This window comes from Sulfurospirillum diekertiae (assembly GCF_002309535.1).
GTDB classification, from domain to species: domain Bacteria; phylum Campylobacterota; class Campylobacteria; order Campylobacterales; family Sulfurospirillaceae; genus Sulfurospirillum; species Sulfurospirillum diekertiae.
Window position 1 is genome coordinate 1,089,768 of sequence record NZ_CP023275.1, and the last position, 25,640, is coordinate 1,115,407.

Sequence of the window (25,640 nt, forward strand, 5' to 3'; positions counted from 1 at the left end):
AATTATAAACGCTGTTCGGCAGCTTTAATGGTATTTTCGAGTAACATGGCAATCGTCATGGGGCCAACTCCTCCTGGAACGGGAGTAATGTAACTGCATTTTGGAGCAACATTGGCAAAGTCAACATCACCCACAAGGCGTCCTTCTTCAGTTTTGTTGATACCAATATCAATCACCATGGCACCCTCTTTAATCATGTCGGCAGTAATGAGATTTCGTTTACCTACGCCTACAATGACTAGGTCAGCTTTTTGGGTATGTGCTTTAAGATCTTTGGTGAAAATATGGCAAATATCAACCGTTGCGCCTGCATTTAAAAGCAGATTCATCATCGGTTTTCCAACAATATTACTAGCACCCACAACACACGCATCAAGTCCTTTCGGATCGATATTGTAGTGTGCTAAAAGACGCATAACACCCAGTGGTGTGCAAGGTACAAAGCTGTCGAGTCCTGCGACTAAACGACCCACATTGAAGGGATGAAAGCCATCGACATCTTTTTTAGGATCAATCGCCTCAATAATTTTTGTGGTATCAATGTGTTTTGGGAGAGGAAGTTGAACAAGGACTCCATCAATATTTGGGTTGTTGTTAATCATCGTAATGGTTTCTAAAATTTTTTCTTGTGAAATAGTAGTTGGCATTTTATGAATAATCGAATAAACACCCGCTGCATCACACGCTTTTTCTTTCATTTTGACATAGGTTTGGCTCGCCGCATCATCACCGACTAAAATGACGGCAAGACCGGGAGTAATGCCTTTAAGATTAAGGGCATCGCTCTGTGTTTTGAGCTCTATTTTGATTTGATCTGACAGTGCTTTCCCATCGAGGATCTGCATTCAAACATCCTTTTAGTTCATTTTTGATACTATACCAAATTACGAATAAAGAGAGGATAAAGTAGTTTTGATGCGGTTTTTGCTTACATGTAACGTGTTCCTATTTTTGTCTATAACACCACTTTTGAGTGAGGATTTTATCTCTAAAATGGAGTATGCGAAGATGCTCTATTCTAACCCTAGAGGCATTGGCTGTAACAAATGTCATGGTGAAAAAGCTGAAGGTGCTATTATCTCAAAATACATCTCAAGAGGTAAAGAAGTGACCCTCTCTGCACCTGCGATTACCAGCGTTTCTAAAGAACGCTTTTTTCAAGCTTTGACGTCTCAACATAGAGTCATGCCGACTTATTTTTAACATGGCAGGAGATTGATAGTTTGTATTATTACGTCTCAAGTGAAGTGAAAAAGTAGTTTGTATAGAAACTTTCTGTAAAATTTTAAAAAATAATCAATGAGGATCATGAAAATGCACTATGATAAAAGCATTAAAGCATATGAAAAAGCTCAAAATGTCATTCCTGGTGGTGTAGATTCTCCTGTACGCGCGTTTAAAAGCGTAGGAGGAACACCTCTGTTTATCAAAAAAGGCGAGGGTGCGTATCTTTTTGATGTCGATCACAATCGTTATGTCGATTACGTCCAAAGTTGGGGACCCCTTATCTTTGGGCATGCTAATAAAACCATCGAAAAAGCGGTCATTAAAGCGGTTAAAAAAGGGCTCAGTTTTGGAGCACCTACGAAAGCAGAAACAAAACTTGCAAGCCTCATCTGCTCGCTCTTTCCTGAGATTGATAAAGTTCGTTTTGTCAGTAGTGGAACAGAGGCGGTTATGAGTGCGATTAGACTCGCGCGAGGCTTTACATGTAAAGATGATATTATCAAATTTGAGGGTTGCTACCATGGGCACAGTGACTCCCTTTTAGTACAAGCAGGCAGTGGCGCTGTGACCTTTGGAACGCCTAGTTCTCCAGGTGTTCCCGCCGATCTTACGAAACATACGCTTTTAGCCAAATACAATGATATTAAAAGTGTCAAAGAGTGTTTTAAAAACTCTAAAAACATTGCCTGTATTATTATCGAACCACTGGCCGGCAATATGGGTTTTGTTCCTGCTGATGCAAAATTTTTGGAAGAGTTAAGAGTTTTATGTGATAAACATGGAACACTGCTTATTTTTGATGAGGTCATGAGCGGTTTTAGAGCAAGCCTCAAAGGGGCACAAGGAATTTATTCAACCGTACCCGATTTGGTAACGTTTGGAAAAGTCATTGGTGGCGGTATGCCCGTGGGTGCCTTTGGTGGACGTGCTGAAATCATGGATAAACTCTCTCCTGATGGTCCAGTCTACCAAGCAGGAACACTGAGTGGAAATCCTGTGGCGATGGCAGCAGGACTCGCTTCATTAGAGCAAATTATGGATGATGAAGCGTTGTATATTAGACTTGAAAAAAAGGCTAAGAGACTGGTGGAGGGACTTAAAGAAGCTGCTCAGGTATCGGGTATTTCGCTTCAAGTTTCAGCCATTGGTTCCATGTTTGGCTTTTTCTTTAATGACAAACCCGTGAAAAATTTTGAGGATGCTCTTAAAAGTAATACTACATGTTTTGCTGCCTTTCATCAAGGTATGCTACGTGAGGGTTTTTACTTTGCGTGCTCTCAGTTTGAAACAGGTTTTATCTCTGATGCTATAAGTGATGAGATGATTGAAGAGACCATTGAGGCAGCGATTAAAGTATTTGAAGAGATTGCATGAGTGAAAAACCAAAATACGGCAAACTGATCGAAGGGGCTGAACAGCTCTCATTAGGCATTTCCATTGTGGTAGCAGTGCTCATTGGTATTGGTGTAGGCATGTTAATGAGCAATGTGTTTAACACGCCATGGCTTTTATGGGTTGGTGTTTTTTGGGGCGTGGGTGGCGCAATTTTAAATGTCTACAAAGCTTACAAAAAAAACGTTGCTTCCTTAGATGAGCTCAAAGATGATGTGCGCTATAAAAAATACCAACAAACCAAAGATGATGATGAAGATGACGACGACAAGTAGGCTTTTGCGCTTTTATCTTTTAGGGGATGTTTTTGTCATACTTCTCTCATTATTTCAAGGCGGTGAATGGCTTTTAAACACGCAAATAGCGTTTGTTTGTTCACTGCTGATTACATTGGCATCGTTTCGCTCGTACCATACATTTGTGACACGTCGTGTTGATGCTGGACTGATTCCTGATGATAAATTTGATCAATACTATGAGGACGACACAGAAGAAGATGATGAAAAAGAAAATGTTGCTCCAAAAGTCGCTAAAGTAGGCTTTAAACAGAGTTTTCAAAATCTTGCTTTAAGCTATAAAAGTGCACTTTCACTGTATCGTATCCTTTCGTATGGTGTACTATTTTTAGCCGTACTTTTTTTAATTCGACATGATATTTTGGATGCAGTTGCTTTTTTTGTGGGCTTAAGTGTAGTTCCACTCTCAAGCTTTTTATCTGTTTTGTTTGTTAAAAAGGGATTGAATGAAACGAATGAGTAATGAAGAGGCCTTACGTCTAATTCGTGAGGCAGATCTTAATACATTAGGTGAGATGGCGTTGAAGCGTAAAATGGAGCTTCACCCTGAAAATTTGACAACATTTGTCGTAGATCGTAACATCAATTATACGAATGTCTGTTGGGTTGATTGTAAATTTTGTGCTTTTTACCGTCATCATAAAGAAGATGAAGCGTATGTCCTCTCTTTCGAAGAGATTGGTCAAAAAATTGAAGAGTTGATTGAAATCGGTGGAACGCAAATCCTGTTTCAAGGCGGTGTTCATCCCAAGCTTAAAATCGAATGGTATGAAGAGTTGGTGGATTGGATTAGTACGAATTATCCGAGCATCACCATTCATGGATTTTCAGCTATTGAGATTGATTACATCGCTAAGATTTCGAAGATCAGTTATCAAGAGGTGCTCCTACGCCTTCAGAAAAAAGGACTTTACAGCATTCCTGGCGCTGGGGCTGAGATACTCAGTGATCGTGTTCGTGATATCATTGCTCCTAAAAAATTAGGGAGTGAAGAGTGGTTAGGTGTACACAGAGCCGCTCATAAAATCGGTATGCGTTCAACCGCTACTATGATGTTTGGAACATTGGAAAGTGATGAAGAGATCATCGAACATTGGGAAAAAATTAGAGAGCTTCAAGATGAAACAGGCGGCTTTAGAGCGTTCATCATGTGGAGTTTTCAAAGCGATCATACGAAACTTAAAGAGGAACATCCTGAGATTAAAAAACAGTCATCAAACCGTTACCTCAGGCTTCTCGCCGTGAGTCGGTTGTACCTTGATAATTTCAAAAACATCCAAAGTTCGTGGGTCACGCAAGGTAGTTACATCGGTCAGCTCGCTTTGATGTTTGGAGCGAATGATCTAGGCAGTACAATGATGGAAGAAAATGTGGTCAAAGCGGCAGGTGCAGCAAACCGTATGAATCAAACGGAGATGATACAACTCATCAAAGACATCGGTTCCATCCCCGCCAAACGTGATACGTCGTACACGATTTTGGAGAAGTTCGCATGAAAAAACTATTTTTTACAATTATGATTTTGTTACAAGGAGTATTAGTGAGTCAAGAGATTAGTCAAATCAATGTTAATGGTGTTGAAATTCCTATCGTATTTGAAAAGGACGCTTCACTCCCTCTCGTTTCAGTACAACTTGTCGTCAAAAATGCAGGTAGCATGGAAGATGGTGCGAATGAAGGTATTGCGAAGTTTCTAGCAGGAATGTTGGGTGAAGGTACCAAAGAGATGGGAGCAACGGCATTTGCAGAGGAGCTTGAGTTTCGTGCTATTTCATTGGATGCTCATGCCGGTGTTGAAACATTGGTTTTTGAAGCCTCCGCCTTAAAGAGCAGTTTCCTTATGCTTTGGAGATGATGAAAAAGCTTCTAAAAAGCCCAAATCTTACAAAAGAGAGTTTTGATAAGATCAAGCTTTTGACCCTTGGAATGCTCTCCAATAAAGAGAGTGATTTTGACTACATTGCCAACCTTAATCTTCAAAAACTCATCTTTGAAAATACTCCTTTTGCCCATGCCTACAGTGGGGATGTTAAAAGTATCAAGGCGCTTAAACTCAAAGATGTTGAGAACTTTTACAAAGAGCGCATTAACTTAGAGAGCCTGATTATCGTTGCGGGTGGGGACATTGACTTAGAGGCGTTAAAAAAACTTCTCTTACCTGTCCTTACTGAAATTAAGCATGGAAAACGAACGACGATGCCTTATTTTGATGCCAATAAAAATGCTAAAGAGCTCATCGTTCAAAAAGAGAGCGAGCAGGCGTATATCTATTTTGGCGCACCTTTCTACATGAAAAGTGGCGATCCTGAGGCGTACAAAGCCAAAGTGGCGAGCTTCATTTTAGGGGAGAGTGGTTTTGGAAGTCGTTTGATGGAAGAGGTGCGTGTGAAGCGAGGACTGGCGTATTCCAGTTACAGCAGGAGTAGCATCGGCAAATCCAGCAGTAGTTTTACAGGGCATCTTCAAACGAAAAATGAGAACTTGGACGAAGCAAAAAAAGTGGTTGCTGCTGAGATCAAACGTTTTGTGGAAGAGGGTGTTACCGAAGATGAATTGGCACAAGCCAAACGCTTTTTACTAGGCTCCGAACCGCTTCGCAACGAGACACTTTCACAACGCCTTTCTCGTGCTTTTTTTGAGTACTACAGCGGGTTTGAGTTGGGACACTCTAAAAAACAGTTGGAAAAAATCGAGGCATTGAGCCTTGAAGATTTGAACAGCTTCATTAAAAAACACGATGAGATCACAGCCCTTAGTTTCTCAGTAGTCACGAAACGTGAAAAACCTTGATCTTGACCCGATCGACAAAGAACGCTTTAAAAAAATAGGGGTAGGAACGCTTTTAGACTTAGCGCTCCTTCTGCCGCATTCGTATGAAAACACCACCCTCTCGCCATCACCGCTTTTGGAGCAGATCAATACCTTACATGTAAAGGTGATTTCGCTTAAACAAAGCCCCAAAGTCTTTCAGATCGTCTTTGATGTGGAAGCGTGGAATGCACATCTTGATGGCGTAATTTTTGCCGCAAAACCGTACCATAAAGCACTGTTTAAAGTGGGGAATGAATTTTTCATTCACGGAAAAGTGAGTTACAACAATGGGCGTTTGCAGATGGTGCAACCCAAAATCGTCACAGCGATCAACACGCTCATTCCCAAATACAAAACGCCCTTGCAAAACAAAACCGTCATAGAGTTGATGACACGCTTTCTCAGCCTTGAAGCACTCTTAAACGAAGGCTTACATGTAAACGAAGCTCAGGCACTTTTAAGCTTGCATCGACCGAACGCTAAAGAGGCAAGCGCCATTAGCAGTTTTGGCTACTCGGAATCCATCTTGAATGTGCTCAAATTTGTCGAAATTCATAACTATCTGAAAAAACTCTCGGGTAAAAAAGTAACGTTTCCCTCCTGTGCCAAACTGGATGGCGATGAAGCACCTTTTATCGCTTCGCTTCCGTTTATATTGACAGCCGATCAGCAAAAAGTCATTGGTGAAATCAAGCATGATTTTTTAAGTGAAAATGCCGCCAAGCGCGTCATCATGGGTGATGTCGGATGTGGAAAAACGATGGTCATTTTAGCTTCAGTGATGATGAGTTACCCCAAAAAAGCCATTTTGATGGCACCTACAACAGTTCTTGCCAACCAACTGTTTGAAGAAGCGGTAAAGTTTTTACCTTTACATGTAAAGACACTTTTGATCACCCAAGAGGCGGACAGCAAGGAGAATTTGGCTGATTTTGACTTCATCATCGGCACACACGCTTTGTTGTACCGTGAGCTTCCAACCTGTGCGCTTGTCATGGTGGATGAACAGCACCGTTTTGGCACGAAACAGCGCGCACTGCTCTCAGCGCTGGTGTCAAAACAGGCGTGGCATCCGCACTATTTGCAGTTTTCTGCCACACCGATTCCAAGGACGCTCAGTATGATTCAGTCTTCTTTGGTTGATTTATCCTTCATAAAAATGCTCCCTTTTCCCAAAGACATTACCACGAAAGTGATCGCCAAAAAAGATTTTAAAGCGTTGGTGGAGCATTTGCGTTCTGAAATCGCACAGAAGCATCAGTGCATCATCGTTTATCCACTCGTCGAAGAGAGTGAGATGGTAAATTATCAGTCCATCGATGAAGGGCGTGGCTTTTGGGAAAAAAATTTTGATGGTGTTTTTGTCACGTATGGCAAAGATAAAAACAAAGAAGAGATCCTCAAAACCTTTAAAGAAGAGGGTAATTTGCTCATTTCAACCACGGTTGTTGAAGTGGGCATCTCGCTTCCAAATCTATCGACCATCGTCATTGTAGGTGCAGAACGTCTTGGGCTTGCCAGCTTGCATCAGCTTCGGGGACGTGTCAGTCGCAATGGCTTAAAAGGCTACTGTTTTCTCTACACGAATCTTGCCAAGAGCGAACGGCTTGAGAAGTTTTCTCAAACACTCGATGGCTTTGAGATTGCAGAGTTAGACTTGGCATACCGTCAAGGTGGCGATGTGGTGGAAGGAAGCATTCAAAGTGGGAAGAAATTGATCTGGTTTGAGATGGGAAGTGATGAGGAAATTTTAAAAGAGGCAAAAGCTAGAATTGAGGCGTAGGCAAGAAGGTTTTGCCTTCTTGCGTTCTAAAAGATGGTTTAATACAACCCGAATCTTCCATCCTTCTTTTTATACATCACGCGGAATTTATCTTCCATATCATGGAAAACGATAAATTGTTTATCGGAGCCTTTAAGCTCATTCATCGCATCTTCGACTTCGACAGGTTTGTAGCTATCAAGTCTAATTGGCACGATCTCATCGTCGCTTCCTTCACTGTTCTCTTCGATAACAACGAGTTCTTCCGCTTTATAATTGGTAATTTTATCATGGTGACGGCGTAAGACTTTTTTAGCTCTCTCAACGGCGAGATCAACCGCGGCATAGACATCTTTGTCTTTTTGTTGAATAACAACCGTGTTTTTATGCGCCATGTTAATTGCAAACTCGACATTGAAGCCTTTTTTGCCGTTTTTTTCATCCGCTGAGATCACAGTACGCACAGAGATAATGTCCAAATTGTATTTGCCCAGAGCATCAACAGCTCCATCAACATAAGCCTTAATGGGCTCCGTCAAATCAAATTGTTTACCTACGATACTGGTGTTCATCTTGTCTCCTTTTCCTTCCCTCTTGCAAGGGTTTGTAGAGTCAGTATAACAAATAAAACCTTAAATGAAAAGGAGAATTTTGGGCTTGTTTTACGGCTTTTGGATGGTACGGCGATGAAGGCGAATGGGCTCTGTGGAGATGTTATTGTCAGTCACGGTTGAAACAATGGTGTCGATAATAACAGTAAGATTTGAGTCATTTGTATCGATATTACTTGTTGTCGTTGTTCCACTCGGTGTTTGGCATCCAGCAGGAAGATTTCTTCCTAAATAATAGAGTGAAATGTTAATATCAAATAGGGCGTTGGTTCCTGTATTGGGGTATTGTGCATTGATAGTGTTAAGGCAATTGTTAGAAAAATTATGCGCAGAAATAGCCAAAAGAGCATACTCTGCAGCACTTTGCACTAAAAGCTCTGCTTGTTCTTTTAAATAGGTGTCGCTGGTTTGTTTAACACTTAGTGCCGAAAATGAAAGAGCCAAAGCACCCAATGACGCGACGACGACCATAAAAAGAATTGCGGTCATTAAACTGAAACCTTTACGCATTAGTAAATCACCTTTTCTTTACAGACTACAATGTAGTTATCAAGTCCTGTTTCGTTCGCATCGTGTAAGCAAAGCTTGAGATGGATAATAGATTGATCTTGGCGAAATCGAAAGAGATTGACATGTTCTGCCAATACTTGATTTGGCATGTTGGCATCACTGTAATTTTCACCAAGCCACGGTTGATAATTGTAGTAAAGTGTCAGATTGAAATCTTGAGAATTTGTGGCACTAGGAACAATGGCATACGCACTGTGTGCAAGATAATATTGCTCATAAATTTCACTAGGCGCTGTATCAATGATGTTAAAAACAGTATCACTTTGGCGTATGACGCGAAGAGTATACTCCCCATCACCATTGGCAGTTGTACTCCAACCATATTTTGATACATCAGCACCTCTACCTTTAAAAATAAGTACAGCAGCTTTTGCGGCTGTTGAGAGATCAATATCACCATTTGTTAAAGCGCTCATAATAGTGCTGGCTTTTGTAAGGTTGCTTTCGGATGTTTTGAGCGTTCCATGGGTTCCTGCTGAACTGTTCGTATCGGTGCTATCAAGATCTATAAAGCCTGTCCATCCCGGTTGTCCATCATACCCAAGCATACTTTCATTACTGTAGCCAATCCATTCAAGGATGTTATATGTATCATCAACACTGGAATCAGAAAGGGCTAAATAATCACCTGTTTTACGTGCAATCACACTGTCTTTAATACGATACTGAAGTCTCTTAGCAATTTGCTCTAATGTAATCTCTGTTTGGGCTTCAAGGCGGTTGATCGTGCGAACACGAAGGTAGTTACTGTATAAAGAAGCAATAATATCTGCTCCAATACTCGCCACAATGCCTAAAACAACGATAACCATAACTAGTTCTATCATGGTAAAAGCAGAGCGTTTTTTCACCATGAACTCCTTTTTAAAATACCACTTTCACCAATATTGGAGGCAAAAGCTCGTAGAGTTACATTTGCATCGCTCCCTGAAGAGGTAACGCTGATCATTTTGATATTGGTAGGATTTGTTTGAGTACTTGTGGGATTAAATGTAAAAGTAATGCTTGAGCTACTGGCATAAGCACCACTTTGTAAAGCATCACCAATATAGTCAATTTTAGAGGTAAGTGAAATACTATAAATATAGTCCATATCAGCTGCTGTCACGCTAACGCTACTGGTTTTACCATCAAAATCATCAATATCCATTGGTGTTGTTGCATTCCAATCTGCCCCAGACTTTAATGTAGGTGTTAATTTATCATCTCGAAGCCTTCGTCTCTCATCAGCTTCTATATGGCCGGCTCTTCTTGTTGTGGTAGTATCAAAAGCATTATCTGCATTAGCTGAGGCTGTTGTATCTAAAACGCGTGATGTACTGGCATCTCCATCGTAAGAGTTGATATCCCATTCGTGAGAGAGAATAAACGCGAGTCTTGTTTTTGTCGCTAAAATAACCTCTTGCTCAAGTGCTAGGGCATTTCCTCGTTGCGTTTGCAGTAAAACAAGGGGCAAACTCATCACAACAATACCCATAATAACAATAGCAAAAACAAGTTCTATCATCGACATAGCTGAGCGCATCACCAGTCTAACCTTTTTTGGATGCGTGCTCCACTTTTTACTGTTGCATCTATCGTAGCACCTGTTACATTGGTATCACTTGATGAATTCTTAACAGTTCCTGCTCCTGCCCAATCACCTGAGCCTGTAAATGTAACGGTGTAGTAGGTTGGATAATATTGTAGCCAAGTAACAGAATTGAGATTGATCTTATCCGTTAATGGTACACTCGTTGCTGTAAGAACCTGTGTCGCTGGGTTTGTTGTTGTATTGGCATCATAAGGAGATGAAAACTTAGATGTTTGTGTTGGTATAGGATTAATGGTTCCCATTGTACTCGTATGGTTTGTATTTTGATACCAATTGATTGCTTTAACACTTTCATTCCCATCAAGTCCATAAGAAGATCGCTTAGTCGTATTACAATCTTTGCAATAGACTTCATAGTAAATACTTGCTGTTCCAGGATTTTTTACAAATGTATAATCAGGTGCAAAAGCACGACCATAATAAAATGTTGTATTGTGGTCATTTGTACGATTAAAGTCAGTTCCTGTTGTTCCATTACTATCAACAACACTAGTAATATTAAAATCATTTCTTGCAATTTTAAATGGTTCGTCAGCTTTTGTGCTATCGCGCGTGAAGTTAAATAGCATTTTTAAATTAGATAAACCATTGGTAAAATTGCCTTCAGAGGAGCTAAAAGTTGCTTGACTTAATGTTGCATTATTCTCCAAATTGGATGTTGTCCCATCTTCAAAATAGCGAATACGATTTTGGGTCGTCGAATTTGATAAGGTTTTATTATTGATAAGTTTAATTGTATAGTCAATATCTCGTGCATAGCACTTTGCAGTATAGTTTTTTGCTGTTGTTGTCGCATCGTTTAAAACAGCCGTTGTTGTTAAAAGCGCTTCAGCACTCATTGTGTTGTCATTTGATATGTAGGTAAAATTGCCATCGTTAAAGTTTTGAAGTGTCAACTCATTATTGAACTGTTTTGGACTAAACGTAAACGGTGCTGTTTTTTGTATAAGACATCCCACTTTACCATTTCCATCAGGGGTTGATGTGGTACTTCCCACTAAACAATCACTATTTGAATTTTGATCTATTGCTGTCCAATTATTATCAGCAACGGTAACATTAACATCTCCTATTTCATTATAAGTAAAGCTGGTATTTGTTGCTACACCACTGGTAAATGAAAGTGCCATATTGGTACTATTTTTATCAAGAGTACATCCTGTTGGAATAATAAGATCAATTGTTGCATTTTTATCTGTTGATGAGGTTGTAATGCTTTGATTATATCCCGTTGCGACAGCAGAAGTATTGGTCAATGCATTCGCGGTTAGGGTATAAGTTTTCCCCCCAATAAGGTTTGTGGAGCTTGCCGCCAATGAATAGGTTGCTGGACGAATAGCAAAGCTATCTCGTGAACAGACATACTTGCGTGTATTATTATCACTATAAGCTATTTTGAAAGCAACATCTTGATAAGCGGTTGAGTAATTAAGTGTCAGAGTTTTTAAGCTTTCATTTGCGAAAGTTATGGTCTGAGCGGTGTTCAAGGATGATGCCGCATCACATTTTGCTTGCTTTTGATCGTCTGTATCTGTTATTAAGTAGTTTGGTTTTGAAATTAAACTTAGATTAACATCCCCCGTGTAACTTTTGAGTGTAATATAATCAGAATTGAGTGCTAAAAGTTTAACAGTAAAATTTTGCCCTACAACTTGCGTATAAAGAGCATTAAGGCTATCGGTAGTATCTTTGGGGTCTGATGAACCTGAGAAATTTTGATTAACGACATTAAAAACACCTAATGGGGCACTAACAGCAATAGAACTGTTGAAATCTTTACATACTCCAATATTTACAGGAGATTCATCTCCTATACGAAGTCCCATGCTAGAGTTTTCGTAAGAGACTTTATAGATATTGGCGATAGTAATATCGCCGGATGTTTGTATTTTCTCTTTAAAGGAAATATAAGCTTTATTTGCAGCATCATTAGTAACATTTGGCGTTAAATCACCACCATTTGTAGCATTTGCACCTGTACCAATATGCCATAAGGAAGTATTTGTATCAGATGTAAACGTTGCTATATCACTATCACTGGCATCGGTTTTACTAGTATATGCGCTCTCTCCAACATTTTGTATTTTTGTGCTTTCCGATTGGTAGGCAAGGTTAGTATCATCATGCTCCATGGTGATTTCAACCTTTTCTGCTGTCTCCAAGTTGCCATCACTGGCATCTTTTTTCATATTAGCGATCCATGTTTTAATGGTAATAATATCACCAACATTTGCGCTTGTTAGGGTTGTATTCCCATCTTCTGTATAATAAGCTTCGACATAGCAAACACGTGGTTCATAAAGTTCTGTTGTAAAGGCAACCATACTAGGGAAATAAGTATCGGCACTATTGTCGGTATATTTTTCAGTATGCAATCTTATCGTTGCACTCGTTTCACTATTACCAATAATTTGGGCGTGAGATGTGTTGCCATCAATACCAACATCATAATTGTGTATGTCAATTCCTTGGAAATTGACAGGATTTGGATTAGGTGTAAAGCCATTTACCGTAGAGTTAAAAGCATTGTCATTATCTTCATCTGGAATTTGGATATTGTTAAGGAAGATAGAATCTCCAGCAATATTCTTATCACCTTCTCCTACAAATACTGAAAGAGCTGAGTTGACATTTCCGCTTGTTGGTGTTAAAAACCCATCAACAGTAATATCTACATTTTGGTACCCAGTATCGTTTGAAACACGTTTATATCCATCAAATACTGAAATATTTTTAAGAGACTCTGAGTCATCTTGGTAAATAACAACCAAGGACCAAGCAGCAAAATATCCAAGTGTTCCGTCATCATCCCCTTCCCGTGCCTTGATGTTAGCACCTGTAAAATATCCATTTATTTGGCTACCTGTCATACCTTTTAGTGTAGGAACTTCACTAAATGTTGAGTATGTATAATGGTTATCTGTATACTCATAAACATCGATAACATTAGGTGTCGTAGCAATAGAGGTACCGCTTGGTGTTATCAGATAAACAGGCGTTCCCATAAGCGCAGAAGTAGTATCATTATAATTTTTACCCATATATCCTTGTGTGTATAGTCCAGCCCAAAGAACTTTTGCTGTAGATGGAACACTAGATATTTGAGCTTGAGAAGAATTGTTATATGTATGAACTGTACTACTCGTATCAATAAAGCTAAGACTTACTTGGTTATTTGCAGAATTTGTGTCCACACATTGTCCATTTTGCTTATAGCATAACACAGTATTTCCTATAACTTTTATATTGCCTTTAATATTTTGTGTGCTAATTGGATTTCGGATTAGAAAATCACGCTCACCTGCATGAGTGGCTCCTCCATCATCATTGAGTAGAGTAATTGTTGCACGATTATCTTTAATCGTTGCTCCACCTGTAGCATTCGATAGTGTGATATAAAAATATTCATCGTTTTCATTTGTCGTATCACCATTGATTTTCACAGGAATATTTTGTGTGGTTGTACTTCCTGAAAATGTTAGTGTTCCTGAAGTTACATTGTAATCGCTGCCTGTGATGGCAGTTCCATTGGATGTAGCATAGTTGACAGTAACAGTATTGCCATTAGTATCAGAGAGAGTTACTGGAATGTTTTTGGTATATATGCCAACATTTCCTTCGTTTAAAGTTGTATCAGCAATCGAAAAGGAAGGCGTAATAATATCTGGGGTGAATGTGACAGAAAGAGTGTAATTAGGAGAATATCCCAAATTTGTAAATACACCAATATTAAAATTAGTAGTTGCACTGTCTAAGTGAATTGTATAGGTTGTTCGTGATGTACTATTTCTCGTTGGGCATGAATTGTTTGCTGTAGTAAAAAAAGCATTTGAACCGCTTATCGTAATGGTCAATGTTCCTGCTTTTGGTGTAGTAACCAAAAAAAAGTCATTATCTTCAGTGTACCCCCACCACCAAGACCCTGAATAAGTAACATTCCCTGGTTTTGAAAGAGTTGAGGTAGCTGTTGTAAAATTAAATGTACTTGCAGTTGTTGGATTGCTACAATTGCCTGGATAATCAGGTGATTCGGCAAAAAGTAATGTCTGTAGACAAATAAAAAATAAAACAGTTTTCATCAAATTGAACATAAGACTATTTTTTTTCATACATTACCTCTAAAATATCTTTACATGTAAAAGCCAAAAACGCATAAAACGCGTCACGTTCTACTCAGATTTCTCTTTATTCAAAAACAGTGAAATACTCTCCATAAGCCCAAAATCAGGATGTTGATTGGCGTCTAGTACGACTTGTGCTAGGCTTTGGTTGTCGACATTGAAGACGAGTGGGGCGATGAAGTTAATCGTTGAGGTTTCGATTGGTGTGGCGATAATCATGATGTTTAAGATAAGAATGTTCGATTTTTCGTTGATGTCGAGCAGGGTTCTAAAGTATTCGGGGATTTCAAATTCGTAAGGGCGGAGCATAAAAGGGTTAATAAGTGTAAAGGTAGTCGGATCGGATTTCGAGATAAATTTGACGAAAAACTCATCAATTTTTTCCAGTTCTACCTCTTTGATGGTTTCAAATCCAGGGATCGGCGCTTTCACAGAGAAGATCATACTATTCCTTTTTAAAAAACAAATATTTCATCTATTGTATCATTTTGTATGTTAAATAAGGCAAGCAGCACAAAAGAAATCGACTTCAAAGCGAAAAAAACGCGTTTTATTTTAAGATAACAAAAAAGAAGATACAATAGGTTTTTTTAACACAAAGGATAGAGTGAATGAAGATAGCAAATGTTCTTATTGTGGCGTCATTGGTGGCTTTTATGAGCGGTTGTGCCTCTAAAGATAAAGAGGTTTTCAATATGCCAGCAACCTATTGGTATGAAGAGATCGCAAAAGAGATCAAGAACCAAGATTTGGAAAAAGCAGACTCGCTTTACACCTCATTGGCCAGTGAGCATATCGAATCCCCACTTTTACCTGAAGCGATGACGATGCTAGCCAACGCGCACATTCAAGATGAAGAGTATGTTTTGGCAAATTTTTATCTGGATGAGTACCTCAAACGTTATGGTAGCAAAGCCAATGCAGATCATGTTCGTTACATGAAAATCAAAGCAAATTACGAAGCATTCCCAAATCCAAATCGTAATCAACAGTTGCTGCTCGACACCATTACGCAAACCAAAGATTTTCTTGCGCGTTATCCAAATTCCAAATTTCGCCCTCTAGCTGAGACGGTTTTGGTACGTTTGGAGTTGGGTGAGTATCTTTTAGATACGAACATCAAAGATCTTTACGAGAGAGTGGACAAGCCAGAAGCTGCAAAATCGTATGAAGAAAAACTGAATAAATCTTCATTGGGTGGTGCTAAAAGTATAGAACCTGCGATACCATGGTACCGTTCTTGGTTTGAAAAACAGTAGTTATTAAAACTTTTTATTTACTTCTTTACTATACAATCTAATTATCGCATAAGGGCTTAGCTCTTATGCCCTTACATGTAAACTATTATAAAACACACATAACGGAGATTGAGCGATGAAACTCAGCGACTATACCGCATTTCCCGCGGACATACCCATTGTCGTAGAAGACAATCTATTTTTATACCCTTTTATGATTTCCCCCCTTTTTTTAACGGATGAAGAGAACATTCGTGCGGCGAACGATGCCCTGGATCACAACTCTTTAGTCATGGTCTGTACCGCCAAAGTGGGCAGTGAACACGGACGCGATTTTAATGCTATTTACCCAGCAGGCGTTATCGGTTCTATCATGCGTAAGGTTGATCTTCCTGATGGACGCGTTAAGATTCTTTTTCAAGGAATGCAAAAAGGAAGAATTTTAAAAGAGCTCACGAGCACACCCCTTCGAGCAACGATAGAGCTAATTCCAACGCATCGCTCAGAAGCAATGAAAGTAGACGCAACCTTGGCAGTTTTGCGCGAAAAAGTTTCTCTTCTTGGATCACTTGGCGGTCAATTTCCACCTGATCTTATTAAAACCATTGAAGATAACAGCGACATTCACCGCATCACCGATCTTGTCGCGAGTAGCATGAAACTCAAAAAAGAGCAAGCCTATAAGCTTTTTGTTGAAGAAGATGATGAGACCAGACTTCTCCAACTGATTGATTATGTGATCGAAGAGATTGAGTCAAGTCGTCTTAAAAAAGAGATCAAAACCAAAGTGCATTCGCAGATTGAGAAAGTGAATAAAGAGTATTTTTTAAAAGAGCAACTGAAGCAGATTCAAAAAGAGCTTGGAACTGATAACCAACGCGAAGAAGAGATCGAAGAGTACCGTAAAAAGCTTGAAGCTAAAAAAGAGTACATGGAAGAGGATGCGTACAAAGAGATCAAAAAACAGATCGATAAACTCTCCCGCATGCACCCAGATTCTGCGGATGCTAATCTCATTCAAAGCTATCTTGACTGGGTTATTGAGATTCCTTTTGGCAAAGCGGCTAAGAAAAACCTTGACGTCCTAGAGGTCAAATCACAGCTCGATAAAGACCATTATTCGCTTGAAAAACCCAAAGAGCGCATCGAAGAGTTTTTTGCGGTGCGTGAACTGCTCTCCAAACGTGGCATTGCTGAAAAAAATGCCAATGGAGCAATCTTATGTTTTGCAGGCCCTCCGGGTGTGGGTAAAACCTCTTTGGCAAACTCGATAGCCAAGGCGTTGAAGCGCAAATTGGTTCGTATCGCTTTGGGAGGACTCGAAGATGTTAATGAACTTCGAGGTCACAGACGCACCTACATTGGCGCGATGCCTGGGCGCATTGTGCAAGGTATCATCGAAGCTGAAGAGATGAACCCTGTGGTGGTTTTAGACGAAATCGACAAGGTCGCACGAAGCTTCAGAGGCGATCCAACGGCGGTGCTTTTAGAAGTGCTTGATCCTGAGCAAAATAACAAGTTTAGAGACTATTATCTAAACTTTAACATTGATCTTAGCAAAGTGATTTTCATCGCGACTGCCAATGAAGTAGGCTCTATTCCTGCACCGCTTCGCGATCGTATGGAGTTTATTTTTGTCAATTCCTATACGCCACAAGAGAAGTACGAGATCGCTAAAAAATATCTCATTCCCCAAGAGCTGAAAAAACATGGTTTGAAAAACAATGAGATTAACATCTCTAAGCCTACGCTACAACTGATCATCTCAAATTACACGCGTGAATCGGGTGTTAGAAATTTGCGTCGTCGCATTGCCGATATTTTGCGAAAAGTAGCCAAACAGCTTTTGACAAATCCAGCAATTGATAAAGTGAGCATTACCAATACAAATCTGAAAGAGTTCTTGCCAAAAACTGTTTTTGAAATTGATGAAGTCGATAAAGAAAATAGTGTTGGTATTGTCAATGGTCTTGCTTGGACAAGTGTCGGTGGCGATGTCCTTAAAGTCGAAGCGATTCGTATCCAAGGAAAAGGTGGCATTCAAATTACAGGCTCACTCGGCGATGTCATGAAAGAGTCTGCCAAAATTGCGCTTAGCGTGGTGAAAGTCTTGATTGATAATGGCAAAATTGATGTGCCGCTTTCTATCATTCCAACAACTGGGCTTGATAAAGAAGACAGTGCAAGAAAGGTCGAACCAAGTGATGTTTACAGACGTTATGACCTTCACATTCACGTTCCAGAGGGTGCTACACCCAAAGATGGTCCAAGTGCAGGTGTAACGATGGCAACGGCAATTGCTTCTATTCTGTGCGATAAGAAAGTCAAAAGTGACCTTGCAATGACCGGTGAGCTGACTTTGACAGGAAAGGTTTTACCGATTGGTGGATTGAAAGAGAAGCTGATTGCCGCATACAAAGCGAAGATTAAAACGGCGCTCATTCCTAAGAAAAACTATGAAAAAGATCTTGATGAAATTCCTGATGAAGTGAAAGAAAAGATGAAAATTATCCCAGTATCTCGTGTTGAAGAGGTGTTGGAGTATGCGTTAGTGAAGTAGAAAGAAGAAGCTAGATGGGAGACCATCTAGCTTTACATGTAAAGACTATTGTTGAAGTTGTTCGAAAGGAACAGCCACAACTTTTTGAGTGTCGATGATGTAAGGAATAACTGCTGTAGCACGAGCGCGTTTGATCGCTAGTTCTACCATCTCTTGATGTCTTTTGCAGTTACCTGTTAAACGACGTGGCATAATTTTATATCTCTCTGAAAGAGAATGTCTCAAAATTTTTGCGTCTTTATAATCAATGTATTCTACTTTTGCTTCACAGTATTTGCAATATTTGCGTGCAAATTTTCTTTTCTCTGCCATTTTTTATCCTTTACTTATTTTTATAACGACTCTTAGGCAAAGCCTAATTGTCACTAAAGCTTGCCTTCTTCAAGGCAGATATTTTTACATAGAAATGTAAAAATCGCTAAAACGGTATCTCGTCATCGTTAATATCGATGTCCGGAATTTCATGACCACTATATTCAGGAGTAGATTGTCTTGGATAGGCAGCTGGTTTTTGCTGGTTTGCATTATTGTAACCGACATTTGGCGTTGCCATAGGCTCACCACCATAACTACCACCTTCTGCACCACCACTCTCTTGTCCACCACGTGAATCCATCATTTGAAGTGTTTCAACGGTAATAGAGTGCTTAGAGCGCTTTACTCCTTGTTGATCAGTCCATTGATCGAGCTTTAAACGGCCCTCCACCAATACTTTTTTGCCACGGCTTAAGTATTGATTGGCGATTTCTGCAGTACGTCCAAAAAAGGTGATGTCGATAAAGCAAACCTCTTCACCCTGGCTTCCATCTTGCTTTTTGAAGCGACGATTGGTCGCAAGTCCAGTGGTACAAACTGCACCACCATTGGGTAAATAGCGAAGTTCACAATCACGTGTGAGGTTACCAAGCATAATTACTCTATTGAACATCATGGCTCCTTAATTAAGCTTCAGTTGTAACAGTGTCTTCTACGATCTCTTTAGATTCAACAACTGGTGCTGCTGGTGCATCACTCTTTTTAGTGATTTTATCAACTTGTTTGTTCCAGAATCTAAGTTCTTTTTGATTTTCAAATTTAACAGTCATAAAGCGGATAAACTCTTCAGTAATTCTGATAAGTCTTTCAACTTCAGCAATAGCTGGTGTTGGGGCAGTAAAGTAAAATACTACGTAAGATCCACGCTCAAATTTATCAATTTGATACGCAAGTTTGCGTGTACCCATCTCAAGTGTTGCAGCAATAACTGCACCATTTTTCTCTAAAATTTCTTTTAGAAAACTTAGTTTTGCTTGTAGTTCTTCTACGGTTAATGTAGGTTTTACTACAACAAGCAACTCATAATGTCGCATCGTTTCTCCTTCTGGATTTCACCCAAATAGTGTGTATTTGAGTAAGGATTTTTAGAATAGGTGGGGATTATACTACAAATAACTTTGAAGTTTTATTAAGCTTGAAAGTAAGTAACTGGTCTTTTCAACATTACCTATCTTCTTAAGACGGTATTCAGCATCAATCAATAGGTTGGAAAGCTTATGATACGTTGCAAGATCAATCTTTATAGAGTGTTGGGATCGTTGTGCGGCAAGTTGGGGAGGAAGAGGGTATCCAAGAATAGCTTTCGCATCAAATGTACCATACAATTTAATATAGGCGTGAAATAAAAAAAGCTGTGAAACCTGTGCTTGAATGGCGTTAATAATGCGAATTTCCTCAACACCATCACCTTCAACAAGGCGTTCAAATTCCTCTTTGATATCTTTTTTCTCAAGTAATTTCGTGATAAAAGCGTCCATTGAAACGCTACCAAGTCCATAAACATGCGTGTTGATATCGTTGATACCAATTTCTTTATTCAACACCAAAAGCTTTTCGCATTCATTGACACACAATGAAAGATCTTCGGTGTGAATCATATAGAGTTGTTGTAATGCGTAGCGATCAATGGAGAGCCCCACTGTATTAGCATGATTTTGAAGTAACTGAATAGCTTCATTAAAGTCTGCTTTAAAGAGACGTACAAAAACACCATCATTTTGTTTATCAAAAAGTTTGGTCAGAGGAGTCGCTTTTTTATCTTCACCAAAATATTGATAGATAAAATAACTTGAATCATTTTTCGTACACAGTCCAACCAGTGTTTCAACTTCTTTTGTCGGAAGTGTTTTATCGGTTTTAACTATAAGAATGTTACGGTCACCAAAAAGGGAAGATTGCGCAAGAAAATTTTTAGCAGAGGTAAAGTTATACTCATCAAAATACATCATCACTTTTTCGTCACTCCCCGCCTTTAAAAGAGCCAAAAGTTGTTGGGTTAGTACATTGTTTTGATAGGCACATGCTCCATACAAAAGAGTTGACTTGGGGGCTTTTTGTGCTTTTAAAAGTCCTTCAAATTCTCTTCTATACATCAAAACTCCTCGTGACTCTGGCATATATGCGTGCCGTAGCTATATTGCTTTCGACAATTTTAACTTCAATGCGTTGCAGTAAATGTACATCGTTGTCAAGCAAAAAGATGCGCGCACCTTTGAGGTCATCATTTAACTTTGCAATCGGATTTTGTTCGGTTTCGACGACAATCGCTTTGAAATTATCGCCTACATGTAAAGCCATATAGCGTGCAAATTTACGATCCATATAATCCCATGCCACTTTATCACTCTCTCGCTCTAGTGCGCTTATTTGCTCACATAGGGGCGCAATATCTTTGAGCAAAAAGGTCAGTTTCTTTTCATCCTTTGAGAGTTTTGCTTTTAAAAGACGGTGCAGTGTTAAGTCGCTGTAACGACGAATCGGAGAAGTAAAGTGGGTATAGATGTCAAACCCAAGTCCAAAATGCCCTTTATTTTCAGGTTCGTAAATGGCCTTTTTTTGGCTTTTAATGATGAGTTTGTCAACCTCTTCACGAAGTCCTAGTGCATCTGCTTTCGCTTGAATCCCTTGAATCATTTTGGGCAGATCAGCACTAAGCTTTGCATTGATACCAATGAGTGCAAGGTCATTTAAAAGCATCTCCATACGCTCATAGGAAGGGCTTTCATGGGTTCTAAACATGCCAAAGCCTATCTTCTTTGCAGCTGCTTTATTGGCAAGGAGCATACAGTCTTCAATGAGCCCATGTGAAGGGGTCTCTTCTTCTATAGTAGTTGAAACGAGATTTTGCTGTTCATCCACTCTCATGCGAACTTCTGAAGAGCGAAATGAAAAGGCGTTTTCAAGTCTTATATCACGTAATTTTTGTGTAAGTGTATGTAACGGTAAAAGATACTTTAAGATCGTTTGATCGGCAGCGTCCGCATCGTTGGTTTTACCTTGCAAGAAAAGGTCTATTTTCTCGTATGTATAGCGCTTTGTTGAGTGAATAATACTCTCGAATAGTTCTTCTTTTAGGGGTTTACATGTAATTGGATCGAGAGCAATTTTAAAGGTGTACGCAAGACGATCCACATTGGGTTTTAAAGAGCAGATATTTTCACTTAAAGCACGAGGAAGCATGGGAATGGACTTGTGCGGAAAGTAGATCGAAAAACCACGTTCAATGGCTTCTTTGTCGATGGCACCCATGGCATAAACATATTCGCTGACATCGGCAATAGCCACATAAAGTGTGTGTTGATCCACATCAAAATAGATGGCATCATCAAAGTCTTTGGCATCGACGGGGTCGATGGTACAAAAGGGCAAAGCGGTGAGATCAACACGGTTGGGATAGTAGGCTTTATCCACAAAATCACCATGACTTTTAGCTTCGGTTTCAGCTTCTTTGGTAAAAAACTCTTTTTTATCAAACAGAGCTAAAGAGATTTTTTCATCGACCAGTGGATCATCAAGTGTTCCTAAGATTTCTTCGATGGCATTGGTGATATTATCGATTTTTAAAATGCTTCCAAGCGGAAGTTGCTTGAGTGATTTTTGGCTGGCAGTGATCTCAAATATAGATTCATTTTTGACATTAACACCAACCACTTTGCCTTTGCTCATTTTGGTGTAAACAATGCTTTTCGCAAAAGCGCGTTGGGCGATGTAGACCACAACAGCCTTCGCTCGACCACCTCGTTTATTGGTGATACGTTTGGCAATCACCAAATCGCCACGCATGGCACCATGCAATCCCGAAGCTTCAATAATAAGGTCTTTGGAACGCGTGGGTTCTAGTGAACTTAAATAGCCTGTTCCACTAAAAGAAACGTCCATTTTTCCCACAATATGGGAAGGTTCAAGGATGTAAAGATCATTTTTTGCGATAAGAGCCCGCAGTTGGATGAGTGTTTGAAAATGAGGCAGAAAAGGAGCTGGCACATCTTTTTGTGCCACCCCCTCTTTAAGGCTGAGAAGAAAGTTTTTCACTGTTTAAATTGCTCTACGGTTTGTAAAAATGGTTCTGGCGTTAATCCGTATGCGTCAAACATTTTAAGGGAACGATGGATGGAAATATCGTCAAGCTGTCCGAAGATATTAATACTGTTTCTTACGACACTCAATGCCGCTGAAAAAGCCCTGATATGTTCTTGTGCTTTGGCTGGGTCGTTTGAAAATTTGATGGATTCTACGAGTTCACTCTCTAAATTCCACTGTTCAAAAATTTTCGCAGTAATCTCTTCATTGCAAAAACCTACATACTCTTTTTCAAGGGCAGAGAGTTCATCGGGTGTTTTGATTGTAGAAAGAGCCGTTTTAAACGCAGCATCTTTCCCTTGTTCTATGAGTTCATGTGCAATGATGATTTTGCCAACTTCCATCATAAAAGAGGCAGGTTGAAGGACATCAAGCATCGCTTTATTGACTTTTGAGTACCACTTAAACATGAAGGTGCTTTGCAGTGTGCTAATTTCCAAAAAGGTTGCGTTGGTTAGGTGGTATGGGGCAAGATCGATTTTGATATTTTGTTTAATAGCACTTGAAAGTGCAAAACCGCGCACGGTTGCCATGCCAAAAAGTGATACCGCATGCGCAATATTTTTGATTTCCCTGCTAAAGCCATAAAGAGGTGAATTTGATGATTTTAAGATATTGGCAGTCAGCATTGGATCGCTCTCAACCACTTTGACAAGATCGGCTAATGAGCTGTTTTTATCGACACATATACGCTGTATTTTTAAAACAGTATCATCCAGTGGCGGAAGCGCTTTAACTTTTTTTAAAATATTTTCGTCCATAAGTGATTCCTAGTGATTTGTTTATCTCCAAATTCTATCTCGTGTTGGTTTATAGTTTCCTTTTGTGCTTTTACATGTAAAGTTTTTAAGTAACTATTCTGTAAAATACGGCATTTAATATTACATGTAAGGATTGACAAATGGCAATAACCGTCTTTTATGACAAAGATTGTGATTTAAGTGTTATTCGCTCTAAGAAAGTAGCGATGATCGGTTTTGGTTCTCAAGGACACGCACATGCAGAAAATCTTCGTGATAGTGGCGTAGAAGTCGTTGTAGGTCTTAGAAAAGAGGGTAGTTCATGGGCAAAAGCGGAAGCAAAAGGTTTCCGTGTAATGAGCGTTGGTGAAGCAACCAAATACGCAGATGTTGTCATGATTTTATTGCCAGATGAGTTACAAGGCGATGTCTTTGCCGCAGAAATTAAACCCAATTTAAGTGCAGGTAAAGCGATTGCCTTTGGTCATGGTTTTAACATTCACTACGGTCAAATCATTACGCCTAAAGGAATCGACTGTATTATGATCGCTCCTAAAGCACCAGGGCATACGGTAAGAAGTGAATTTGTAAACGGTGGTGGTATTCCTGATCTTATCGCTGTTGATCAAGATGCAACTGGCAATGCAAAAGCCATTGCTCTTAGTTATGCATCTGGTATTGGTGGTGGTAGAACGGGTATTATTGAGACAACCTTTAAGGACGAAACTGAGACAGATCTTTTCGGTGAGCAAGCAGTTCTCTGTGGTGGTGTTACATCACTTGTAGAAGCGGGTTTCCAAACATTGGTCGAAGCAGGTTATGAGCCTGAAATGGCCTACTTTGAGTGTTTACATGAGCTTAAACTCATTGTCGATTTGATGTACCAAGGTGGTATTGCCGATATGCGTTACTCTATCTCTAATACAGCAGAGTACGGTGATTATGTGAGTGGAAAGCGTGTTATCAATGCTGAATCAAAAGCTGCGATGAAAGAGATTTTGGCTGAAATTCAAGATGGTCGTTTTGCTAAAGATTTTATTTTAGAGAGAAAAGCAGGATATACTCGTATGAATGCTGAGCGTTCTATGACTGAGAGAAGCCTTTTGAACAAAACAGGCGAAAAACTTCGTTCTATGATGCCTTGGATTACATCTAAAAAAATCATCAATAAAGACAAAAACTAATCCATTATTTTACCAGTAAAAACTGGTGCATTTTGATGTCATAGGAGCTTTGCTTCTGTGACATTATGAATTTAAAAAAAAGAGGTTATATGGGCATTGTTATCACCGTGACGTCTGGTAAGGGTGGTGTTGGTAAATCAACCACCACAGCAAACCTAGCCGTTGGACTTGCAAATTTAGGCAAAAAAGTTGTTGCGATTGACTTTGACATAGGTTTGAGAAACCTTGATATGATTTTGGGTCTTGAAAACCGCATCGTTTATGATGTGGTTGATGTCATGGAAGGTCGTTGTAATCTTGCGCAAGCTTTGATTAACGATAAAAAGTCTAAAACACTCTATTTTTTACCTGCGAGTCAAACCAAAGATAAAGATATTTTGAATAAAGATAAAGTCAAAGCGTTGATTGAAAATCTCAAAGAGAGTTTTGACATCGTGATGATCGACTCACCAGCAGGTATTGAAAGTGGATTTGAACACTCTATTTTCCTAGCAGATCGTGCACTCATTGTCTCAACACCTGATGTCAGCTCTGTACGTGATGCGGATCGTGTCATTGGAATTATTGATGCTAAAAGTGAACGTGCCAAAAATGGTATGGAAGTTGAAAAACATATCATTATTAACCGTATCAAACCTGAGATGGTGGATGCTGGCAATATGTTGAGTGTAGAAGATGTTTTAAGCATTTTAGCACTGCCTCTTATTGGTATTGTTCCTGATGATGAGGACATTATTACTTCTACCAACACAGGCTCACCTATCGTCAATAAAGACAAATCCCTCTCAGCCGAAGCCTATCGCCGAATTGCTCGACGTATTTTAGGTGAAGAGGTTGAGTTCTTAGATATCCGAGCTAAGAAAGGACTTATGGCAACCCTTAAAGGAATTTTCAAATGAGTTTGTTTGATAGTTTCTTTGGACGCAATAAACCTACAGCAGATGTGGCAAAAAACCGCCTAAAAATTATGCTTGCTCATGAGAGAGCCAGTTGTAAATTGCCGTATATGGACGATTTACGCAATGATCTTATTGCGGTTATTCGTAAGTATACTAACGTAGAAGATGTAAAGATTACCTCTCAAACGAATCAAAATATTGAGTTATTAGAAGTTGAAGTCATTCTTGGAAAGTAAGTTT

At 39.5% G+C, this 25,640-nt stretch carries 26 protein-coding genes; 13 read left to right on the forward strand and 13 right to left on the reverse strand.

What is annotated here, in order from left to right:
• Positions 1-2: 2 nt before the first annotated feature.
• Positions 3-845, reverse strand: a complete 843-nt coding sequence (folD, locus tag SJPD1_RS05620; RefSeq protein WP_087438319.1) for a bifunctional methylenetetrahydrofolate dehydrogenase/methenyltetrahydrofolate cyclohydrolase FolD — start codon at positions 843-845, stop codon at positions 3-5.
• Between the two features lie 70 nt (positions 846-915).
• Here folD and SJPD1_RS05625 point away from each other — a divergent pair, with 70 nt between their 5' ends.
• The 8 genes from SJPD1_RS05625 to recG all read left to right on the forward strand — a co-directional run bounded on the left by SJPD1_RS05625 (position 916) and on the right by recG (position 7,509).
• Complete coding sequence (locus SJPD1_RS05625) at positions 916-1,203, forward strand: cytochrome c (protein WP_338055412.1); 288 nt, start codon at positions 916-918, stop codon at positions 1,201-1,203.
• 111 nt (positions 1,204-1,314) lie between these two features.
• A complete protein-coding gene (hemL, locus tag SJPD1_RS05630; RefSeq protein ID WP_096046346.1) occupies positions 1,315-2,601 on the forward strand; it encodes a glutamate-1-semialdehyde 2,1-aminomutase in 1,287 nt (428 codons plus the stop codon).
• On the forward strand, positions 2,598-2,894 hold the full coding sequence (locus SJPD1_RS05635; protein WP_096046347.1) for an AtpZ/AtpI family protein: 297 nt from the start codon (positions 2,598-2,600) through the stop codon (positions 2,892-2,894). Before hemL ends, SJPD1_RS05635 begins: the two co-directional genes overlap by 4 nt.
• Complete coding sequence (locus SJPD1_RS05640) at positions 2,872-3,378, forward strand: hypothetical protein (RefSeq protein WP_226372252.1); 507 nt, start codon at positions 2,872-2,874, stop codon at positions 3,376-3,378. The genes SJPD1_RS05635 and SJPD1_RS05640 overlap by 23 nt, the downstream gene beginning before the upstream one ends.
• A complete protein-coding gene (locus SJPD1_RS05645) occupies positions 3,362-4,411 on the forward strand; it encodes a dehypoxanthine futalosine cyclase (RefSeq protein ID WP_096046348.1) in 1,050 nt (349 codons plus the stop codon). Before SJPD1_RS05640 ends, SJPD1_RS05645 begins: the two co-directional genes overlap by 17 nt.
• Positions 4,412-4,455: 44 nt before the next feature.
• The gene (locus SJPD1_RS14805) at positions 4,456-4,770 is read left to right on the forward strand and encodes an insulinase family protein (RefSeq protein ID WP_245391476.1); all 315 of its coding nucleotides are present in this window, start codon (positions 4,456-4,458) and stop codon (positions 4,768-4,770) included.
• Entirely contained in the window at positions 4,770-5,705 is a 936-nt protein-coding gene (locus SJPD1_RS05650) for a M16 family metallopeptidase (RefSeq protein WP_245391477.1), read from the forward strand. Before SJPD1_RS14805 ends, SJPD1_RS05650 begins: the two co-directional genes overlap by 1 nt.
• A complete protein-coding gene (recG, locus tag SJPD1_RS05655) occupies positions 5,692-7,509 on the forward strand; it encodes an ATP-dependent DNA helicase RecG (RefSeq protein ID WP_096046349.1) in 1,818 nt (605 codons plus the stop codon). The genes SJPD1_RS05650 and recG overlap by 14 nt, the downstream gene beginning before the upstream one ends.
• A 38-nt stretch (positions 7,510-7,547) precedes the next feature.
• Here recG and hpf read toward each other — a convergent pair whose 3' ends face one another.
• The 6 genes from hpf to fliW form a co-directional block, all read right to left on the reverse strand.
• Positions 7,548-8,060 carry a ribosome hibernation-promoting factor, HPF/YfiA family gene (gene hpf / locus SJPD1_RS05660; RefSeq protein WP_096046350.1) on the reverse strand — a complete coding sequence of 171 codons (513 nt, stop codon included), beginning with the start codon at positions 8,058-8,060 and terminating at the stop codon, positions 7,548-7,550.
• Positions 8,061-8,150: 90 nt separating this feature from the next.
• On the reverse strand, positions 8,151-8,609 hold the full coding sequence (locus tag SJPD1_RS05665; RefSeq protein WP_096046351.1) for a type IV pilus modification PilV family protein: 459 nt from the start codon (positions 8,607-8,609) through the stop codon (positions 8,151-8,153).
• Positions 8,609-9,520, reverse strand: a complete 912-nt coding sequence (locus SJPD1_RS05670) for a prepilin-type N-terminal cleavage/methylation domain-containing protein (protein WP_168171327.1) — start codon at positions 9,518-9,520, stop codon at positions 8,609-8,611. Before SJPD1_RS05670 ends, SJPD1_RS05665 begins: the two co-directional genes overlap by 1 nt.
• Positions 9,517-10,194 (reverse strand): hypothetical protein, encoded by a 678-nt coding sequence (locus tag SJPD1_RS05675; protein WP_096046353.1) that lies wholly within the window; start codon positions 10,192-10,194, stop codon positions 9,517-9,519. Before SJPD1_RS05675 ends, SJPD1_RS05670 begins: the two co-directional genes overlap by 4 nt.
• Positions 10,194-14,372 carry a Calx-beta domain-containing protein gene (locus SJPD1_RS05680; RefSeq protein ID WP_096046354.1) on the reverse strand — a complete coding sequence of 1,393 codons (4,179 nt, stop codon included), beginning with the start codon at positions 14,370-14,372 and terminating at the stop codon, positions 10,194-10,196. Before SJPD1_RS05680 ends, SJPD1_RS05675 begins: the two co-directional genes overlap by 1 nt.
• Before the next feature lie 60 nt (positions 14,373-14,432).
• Positions 14,433-14,828 (reverse strand): flagellar assembly protein FliW, encoded by a 396-nt coding sequence (fliW, locus tag SJPD1_RS05685; RefSeq protein ID WP_096046355.1) that lies wholly within the window; start codon positions 14,826-14,828, stop codon positions 14,433-14,435.
• 167 nt (positions 14,829-14,995) lie between these two features.
• On the opposite strand from fliW, the gene SJPD1_RS05690 reads away from it, so the two are divergent.
• Together SJPD1_RS05690 and lon are read left to right on the forward strand one after the other, a co-directional pair.
• Positions 14,996-15,643, forward strand: coding sequence for an outer membrane protein assembly factor BamD (locus SJPD1_RS05690; RefSeq protein ID WP_096046356.1), 648 nt, complete (start codon positions 14,996-14,998; stop codon positions 15,641-15,643).
• Between the two features lie 115 nt (positions 15,644-15,758).
• Complete coding sequence (gene lon, locus SJPD1_RS05695; RefSeq protein ID WP_096046357.1) at positions 15,759-18,182, forward strand: endopeptidase La; 2,424 nt, start codon at positions 15,759-15,761, stop codon at positions 18,180-18,182.
• A 45-nt stretch (positions 18,183-18,227) separates the two neighbouring features.
• Here the strand turns inward: lon and rpsR are convergent, their stop codons facing one another.
• From rpsR to SJPD1_RS05725, 6 genes are all read right to left on the reverse strand, one after another.
• Positions 18,228-18,494, reverse strand: a complete 267-nt coding sequence (gene rpsR / locus SJPD1_RS05700; RefSeq protein ID WP_012856656.1) for a 30S ribosomal protein S18 — start codon at positions 18,492-18,494, stop codon at positions 18,228-18,230.
• Positions 18,495-18,600: 106 nt separating this feature from the next.
• Entirely contained in the window at positions 18,601-19,110 is a 510-nt protein-coding gene (locus tag SJPD1_RS05705) for a single-stranded DNA-binding protein (RefSeq protein ID WP_087438333.1), read from the reverse strand.
• A gap of 13 nt (positions 19,111-19,123) precedes the next feature.
• Positions 19,124-19,531 carry a 30S ribosomal protein S6 gene (gene rpsF, locus SJPD1_RS05710; protein ID WP_088437302.1) on the reverse strand — a complete coding sequence of 136 codons (408 nt, stop codon included), beginning with the start codon at positions 19,529-19,531 and terminating at the stop codon, positions 19,124-19,126.
• A 72-nt stretch (positions 19,532-19,603) separates the two neighbouring features.
• Positions 19,604-20,590 carry a DNA polymerase III subunit delta gene (gene holA / locus SJPD1_RS05715; RefSeq protein ID WP_096046358.1) on the reverse strand — a complete coding sequence of 329 codons (987 nt, stop codon included), beginning with the start codon at positions 20,588-20,590 and terminating at the stop codon, positions 19,604-19,606.
• Positions 20,583-22,529: an RNB domain-containing ribonuclease gene (locus SJPD1_RS05720; RefSeq protein ID WP_096046359.1), complete on the reverse strand. Its 1,947-nt coding sequence runs from the start codon at positions 22,527-22,529 to the stop codon at positions 20,583-20,585. Before SJPD1_RS05720 ends, holA begins: the two co-directional genes overlap by 8 nt.
• Positions 22,526-23,338, reverse strand: a complete 813-nt coding sequence (locus SJPD1_RS05725) for an HDOD domain-containing protein (protein ID WP_096046360.1) — start codon at positions 23,336-23,338, stop codon at positions 22,526-22,528. The genes SJPD1_RS05720 and SJPD1_RS05725 overlap by 4 nt, the downstream gene beginning before the upstream one ends.
• Positions 23,339-23,478: 140 nt before the next feature.
• Here SJPD1_RS05725 and ilvC point away from each other — a divergent pair, with 140 nt between their 5' ends.
• From ilvC to minE, 3 genes are all read left to right on the forward strand, one after another.
• Positions 23,479-24,501: a ketol-acid reductoisomerase gene (gene ilvC, locus SJPD1_RS05730; RefSeq protein ID WP_096046361.1), complete on the forward strand. Its 1,023-nt coding sequence runs from the start codon at positions 23,479-23,481 to the stop codon at positions 24,499-24,501.
• Positions 24,502-24,590: 89 nt separating this feature from the next.
• Positions 24,591-25,400: a septum site-determining protein MinD gene (gene minD, locus SJPD1_RS05735; RefSeq protein WP_088437305.1), complete on the forward strand. Its 810-nt coding sequence runs from the start codon at positions 24,591-24,593 to the stop codon at positions 25,398-25,400.
• Positions 25,397-25,636, forward strand: coding sequence for a cell division topological specificity factor MinE (gene minE, locus SJPD1_RS05740; RefSeq protein WP_096046362.1), 240 nt, complete (start codon positions 25,397-25,399; stop codon positions 25,634-25,636). The genes minD and minE overlap by 4 nt, the downstream gene beginning before the upstream one ends.
• The last annotated feature ends 4 nt before the right edge of the window (positions 25,637-25,640 follow it).

Bases quoted from the DNA above. Each gene is read 5' to 3' on its own strand.
- folD (WP_087438319.1), bottom strand. From the start codon at position 845: ATGCAGATCCTCGATGGGAAAGCACTGTCAGATCAAATCAAAATAGAG.
- SJPD1_RS05625 (WP_338055412.1), top strand. From the start codon at position 916: ATGCGGTTTTTGCTTACATGTAACGTGTTCCTATTTTTGTCTATAACA.
- hemL (WP_096046346.1), top strand. From the start codon at position 1,315: ATGCACTATGATAAAAGCATTAAAGCATATGAAAAAGCTCAAAATGTC.
- SJPD1_RS05635 (WP_096046347.1), top strand. From the start codon at position 2,598: ATGAGTGAAAAACCAAAATACGGCAAACTGATCGAAGGGGCTGAACAG.
- SJPD1_RS05640 (WP_226372252.1), top strand. From the start codon at position 2,872: ATGAAGATGACGACGACAAGTAGGCTTTTGCGCTTTTATCTTTTAGGG.
- SJPD1_RS05645 (WP_096046348.1), top strand. From the start codon at position 3,362: ATGAAACGAATGAGTAATGAAGAGGCCTTACGTCTAATTCGTGAGGCA.
- SJPD1_RS05650 (WP_245391477.1), top strand. From the start codon at position 4,770: ATGAAAAAGCTTCTAAAAAGCCCAAATCTTACAAAAGAGAGTTTTGAT.
- hpf (WP_096046350.1), bottom strand. From the start codon at position 8,060: ATGAACACCAGTATCGTAGGTAAACAATTTGATTTGACGGAGCCCATT.
- SJPD1_RS05665 (WP_096046351.1), bottom strand. From the start codon at position 8,609: ATGCGTAAAGGTTTCAGTTTAATGACCGCAATTCTTTTTATGGTCGTC.
- SJPD1_RS05675 (WP_096046353.1), bottom strand. From the start codon at position 10,194: ATGCGCTCAGCTATGTCGATGATAGAACTTGTTTTTGCTATTGTTATT.
- SJPD1_RS05680 (WP_096046354.1), bottom strand. From the start codon at position 14,372: ATGAAAAAAAATAGTCTTATGTTCAATTTGATGAAAACTGTTTTATTT.
- fliW (WP_096046355.1), bottom strand. From the start codon at position 14,828: ATGATCTTCTCTGTGAAAGCGCCGATCCCTGGATTTGAAACCATCAAA.
- SJPD1_RS05690 (WP_096046356.1), top strand. From the start codon at position 14,996: ATGAAGATAGCAAATGTTCTTATTGTGGCGTCATTGGTGGCTTTTATG.
- lon (WP_096046357.1), top strand. From the start codon at position 15,759: ATGAAACTCAGCGACTATACCGCATTTCCCGCGGACATACCCATTGTC.
- rpsR (WP_012856656.1), bottom strand. From the start codon at position 18,494: ATGGCAGAGAAAAGAAAATTTGCACGCAAATATTGCAAATACTGTGAA.
- SJPD1_RS05705 (WP_087438333.1), bottom strand. From the start codon at position 19,110: ATGTTCAATAGAGTAATTATGCTTGGTAACCTCACACGTGATTGTGAA.
- rpsF (WP_088437302.1), bottom strand. From the start codon at position 19,531: ATGCGACATTATGAGTTGCTTGTTGTAGTAAAACCTACATTAACCGTA.
- holA (WP_096046358.1), bottom strand. From the start codon at position 20,590: ATGTATAGAAGAGAATTTGAAGGACTTTTAAAAGCACAAAAAGCCCCC.
- SJPD1_RS05725 (WP_096046360.1), bottom strand. From the start codon at position 23,338: ATGGACGAAAATATTTTAAAAAAAGTTAAAGCGCTTCCGCCACTGGAT.
- ilvC (WP_096046361.1), top strand. From the start codon at position 23,479: ATGGCAATAACCGTCTTTTATGACAAAGATTGTGATTTAAGTGTTATT.
- minD (WP_088437305.1), top strand. From the start codon at position 24,591: ATGGGCATTGTTATCACCGTGACGTCTGGTAAGGGTGGTGTTGGTAAA.
- minE (WP_096046362.1), top strand. From the start codon at position 25,397: ATGAGTTTGTTTGATAGTTTCTTTGGACGCAATAAACCTACAGCAGAT.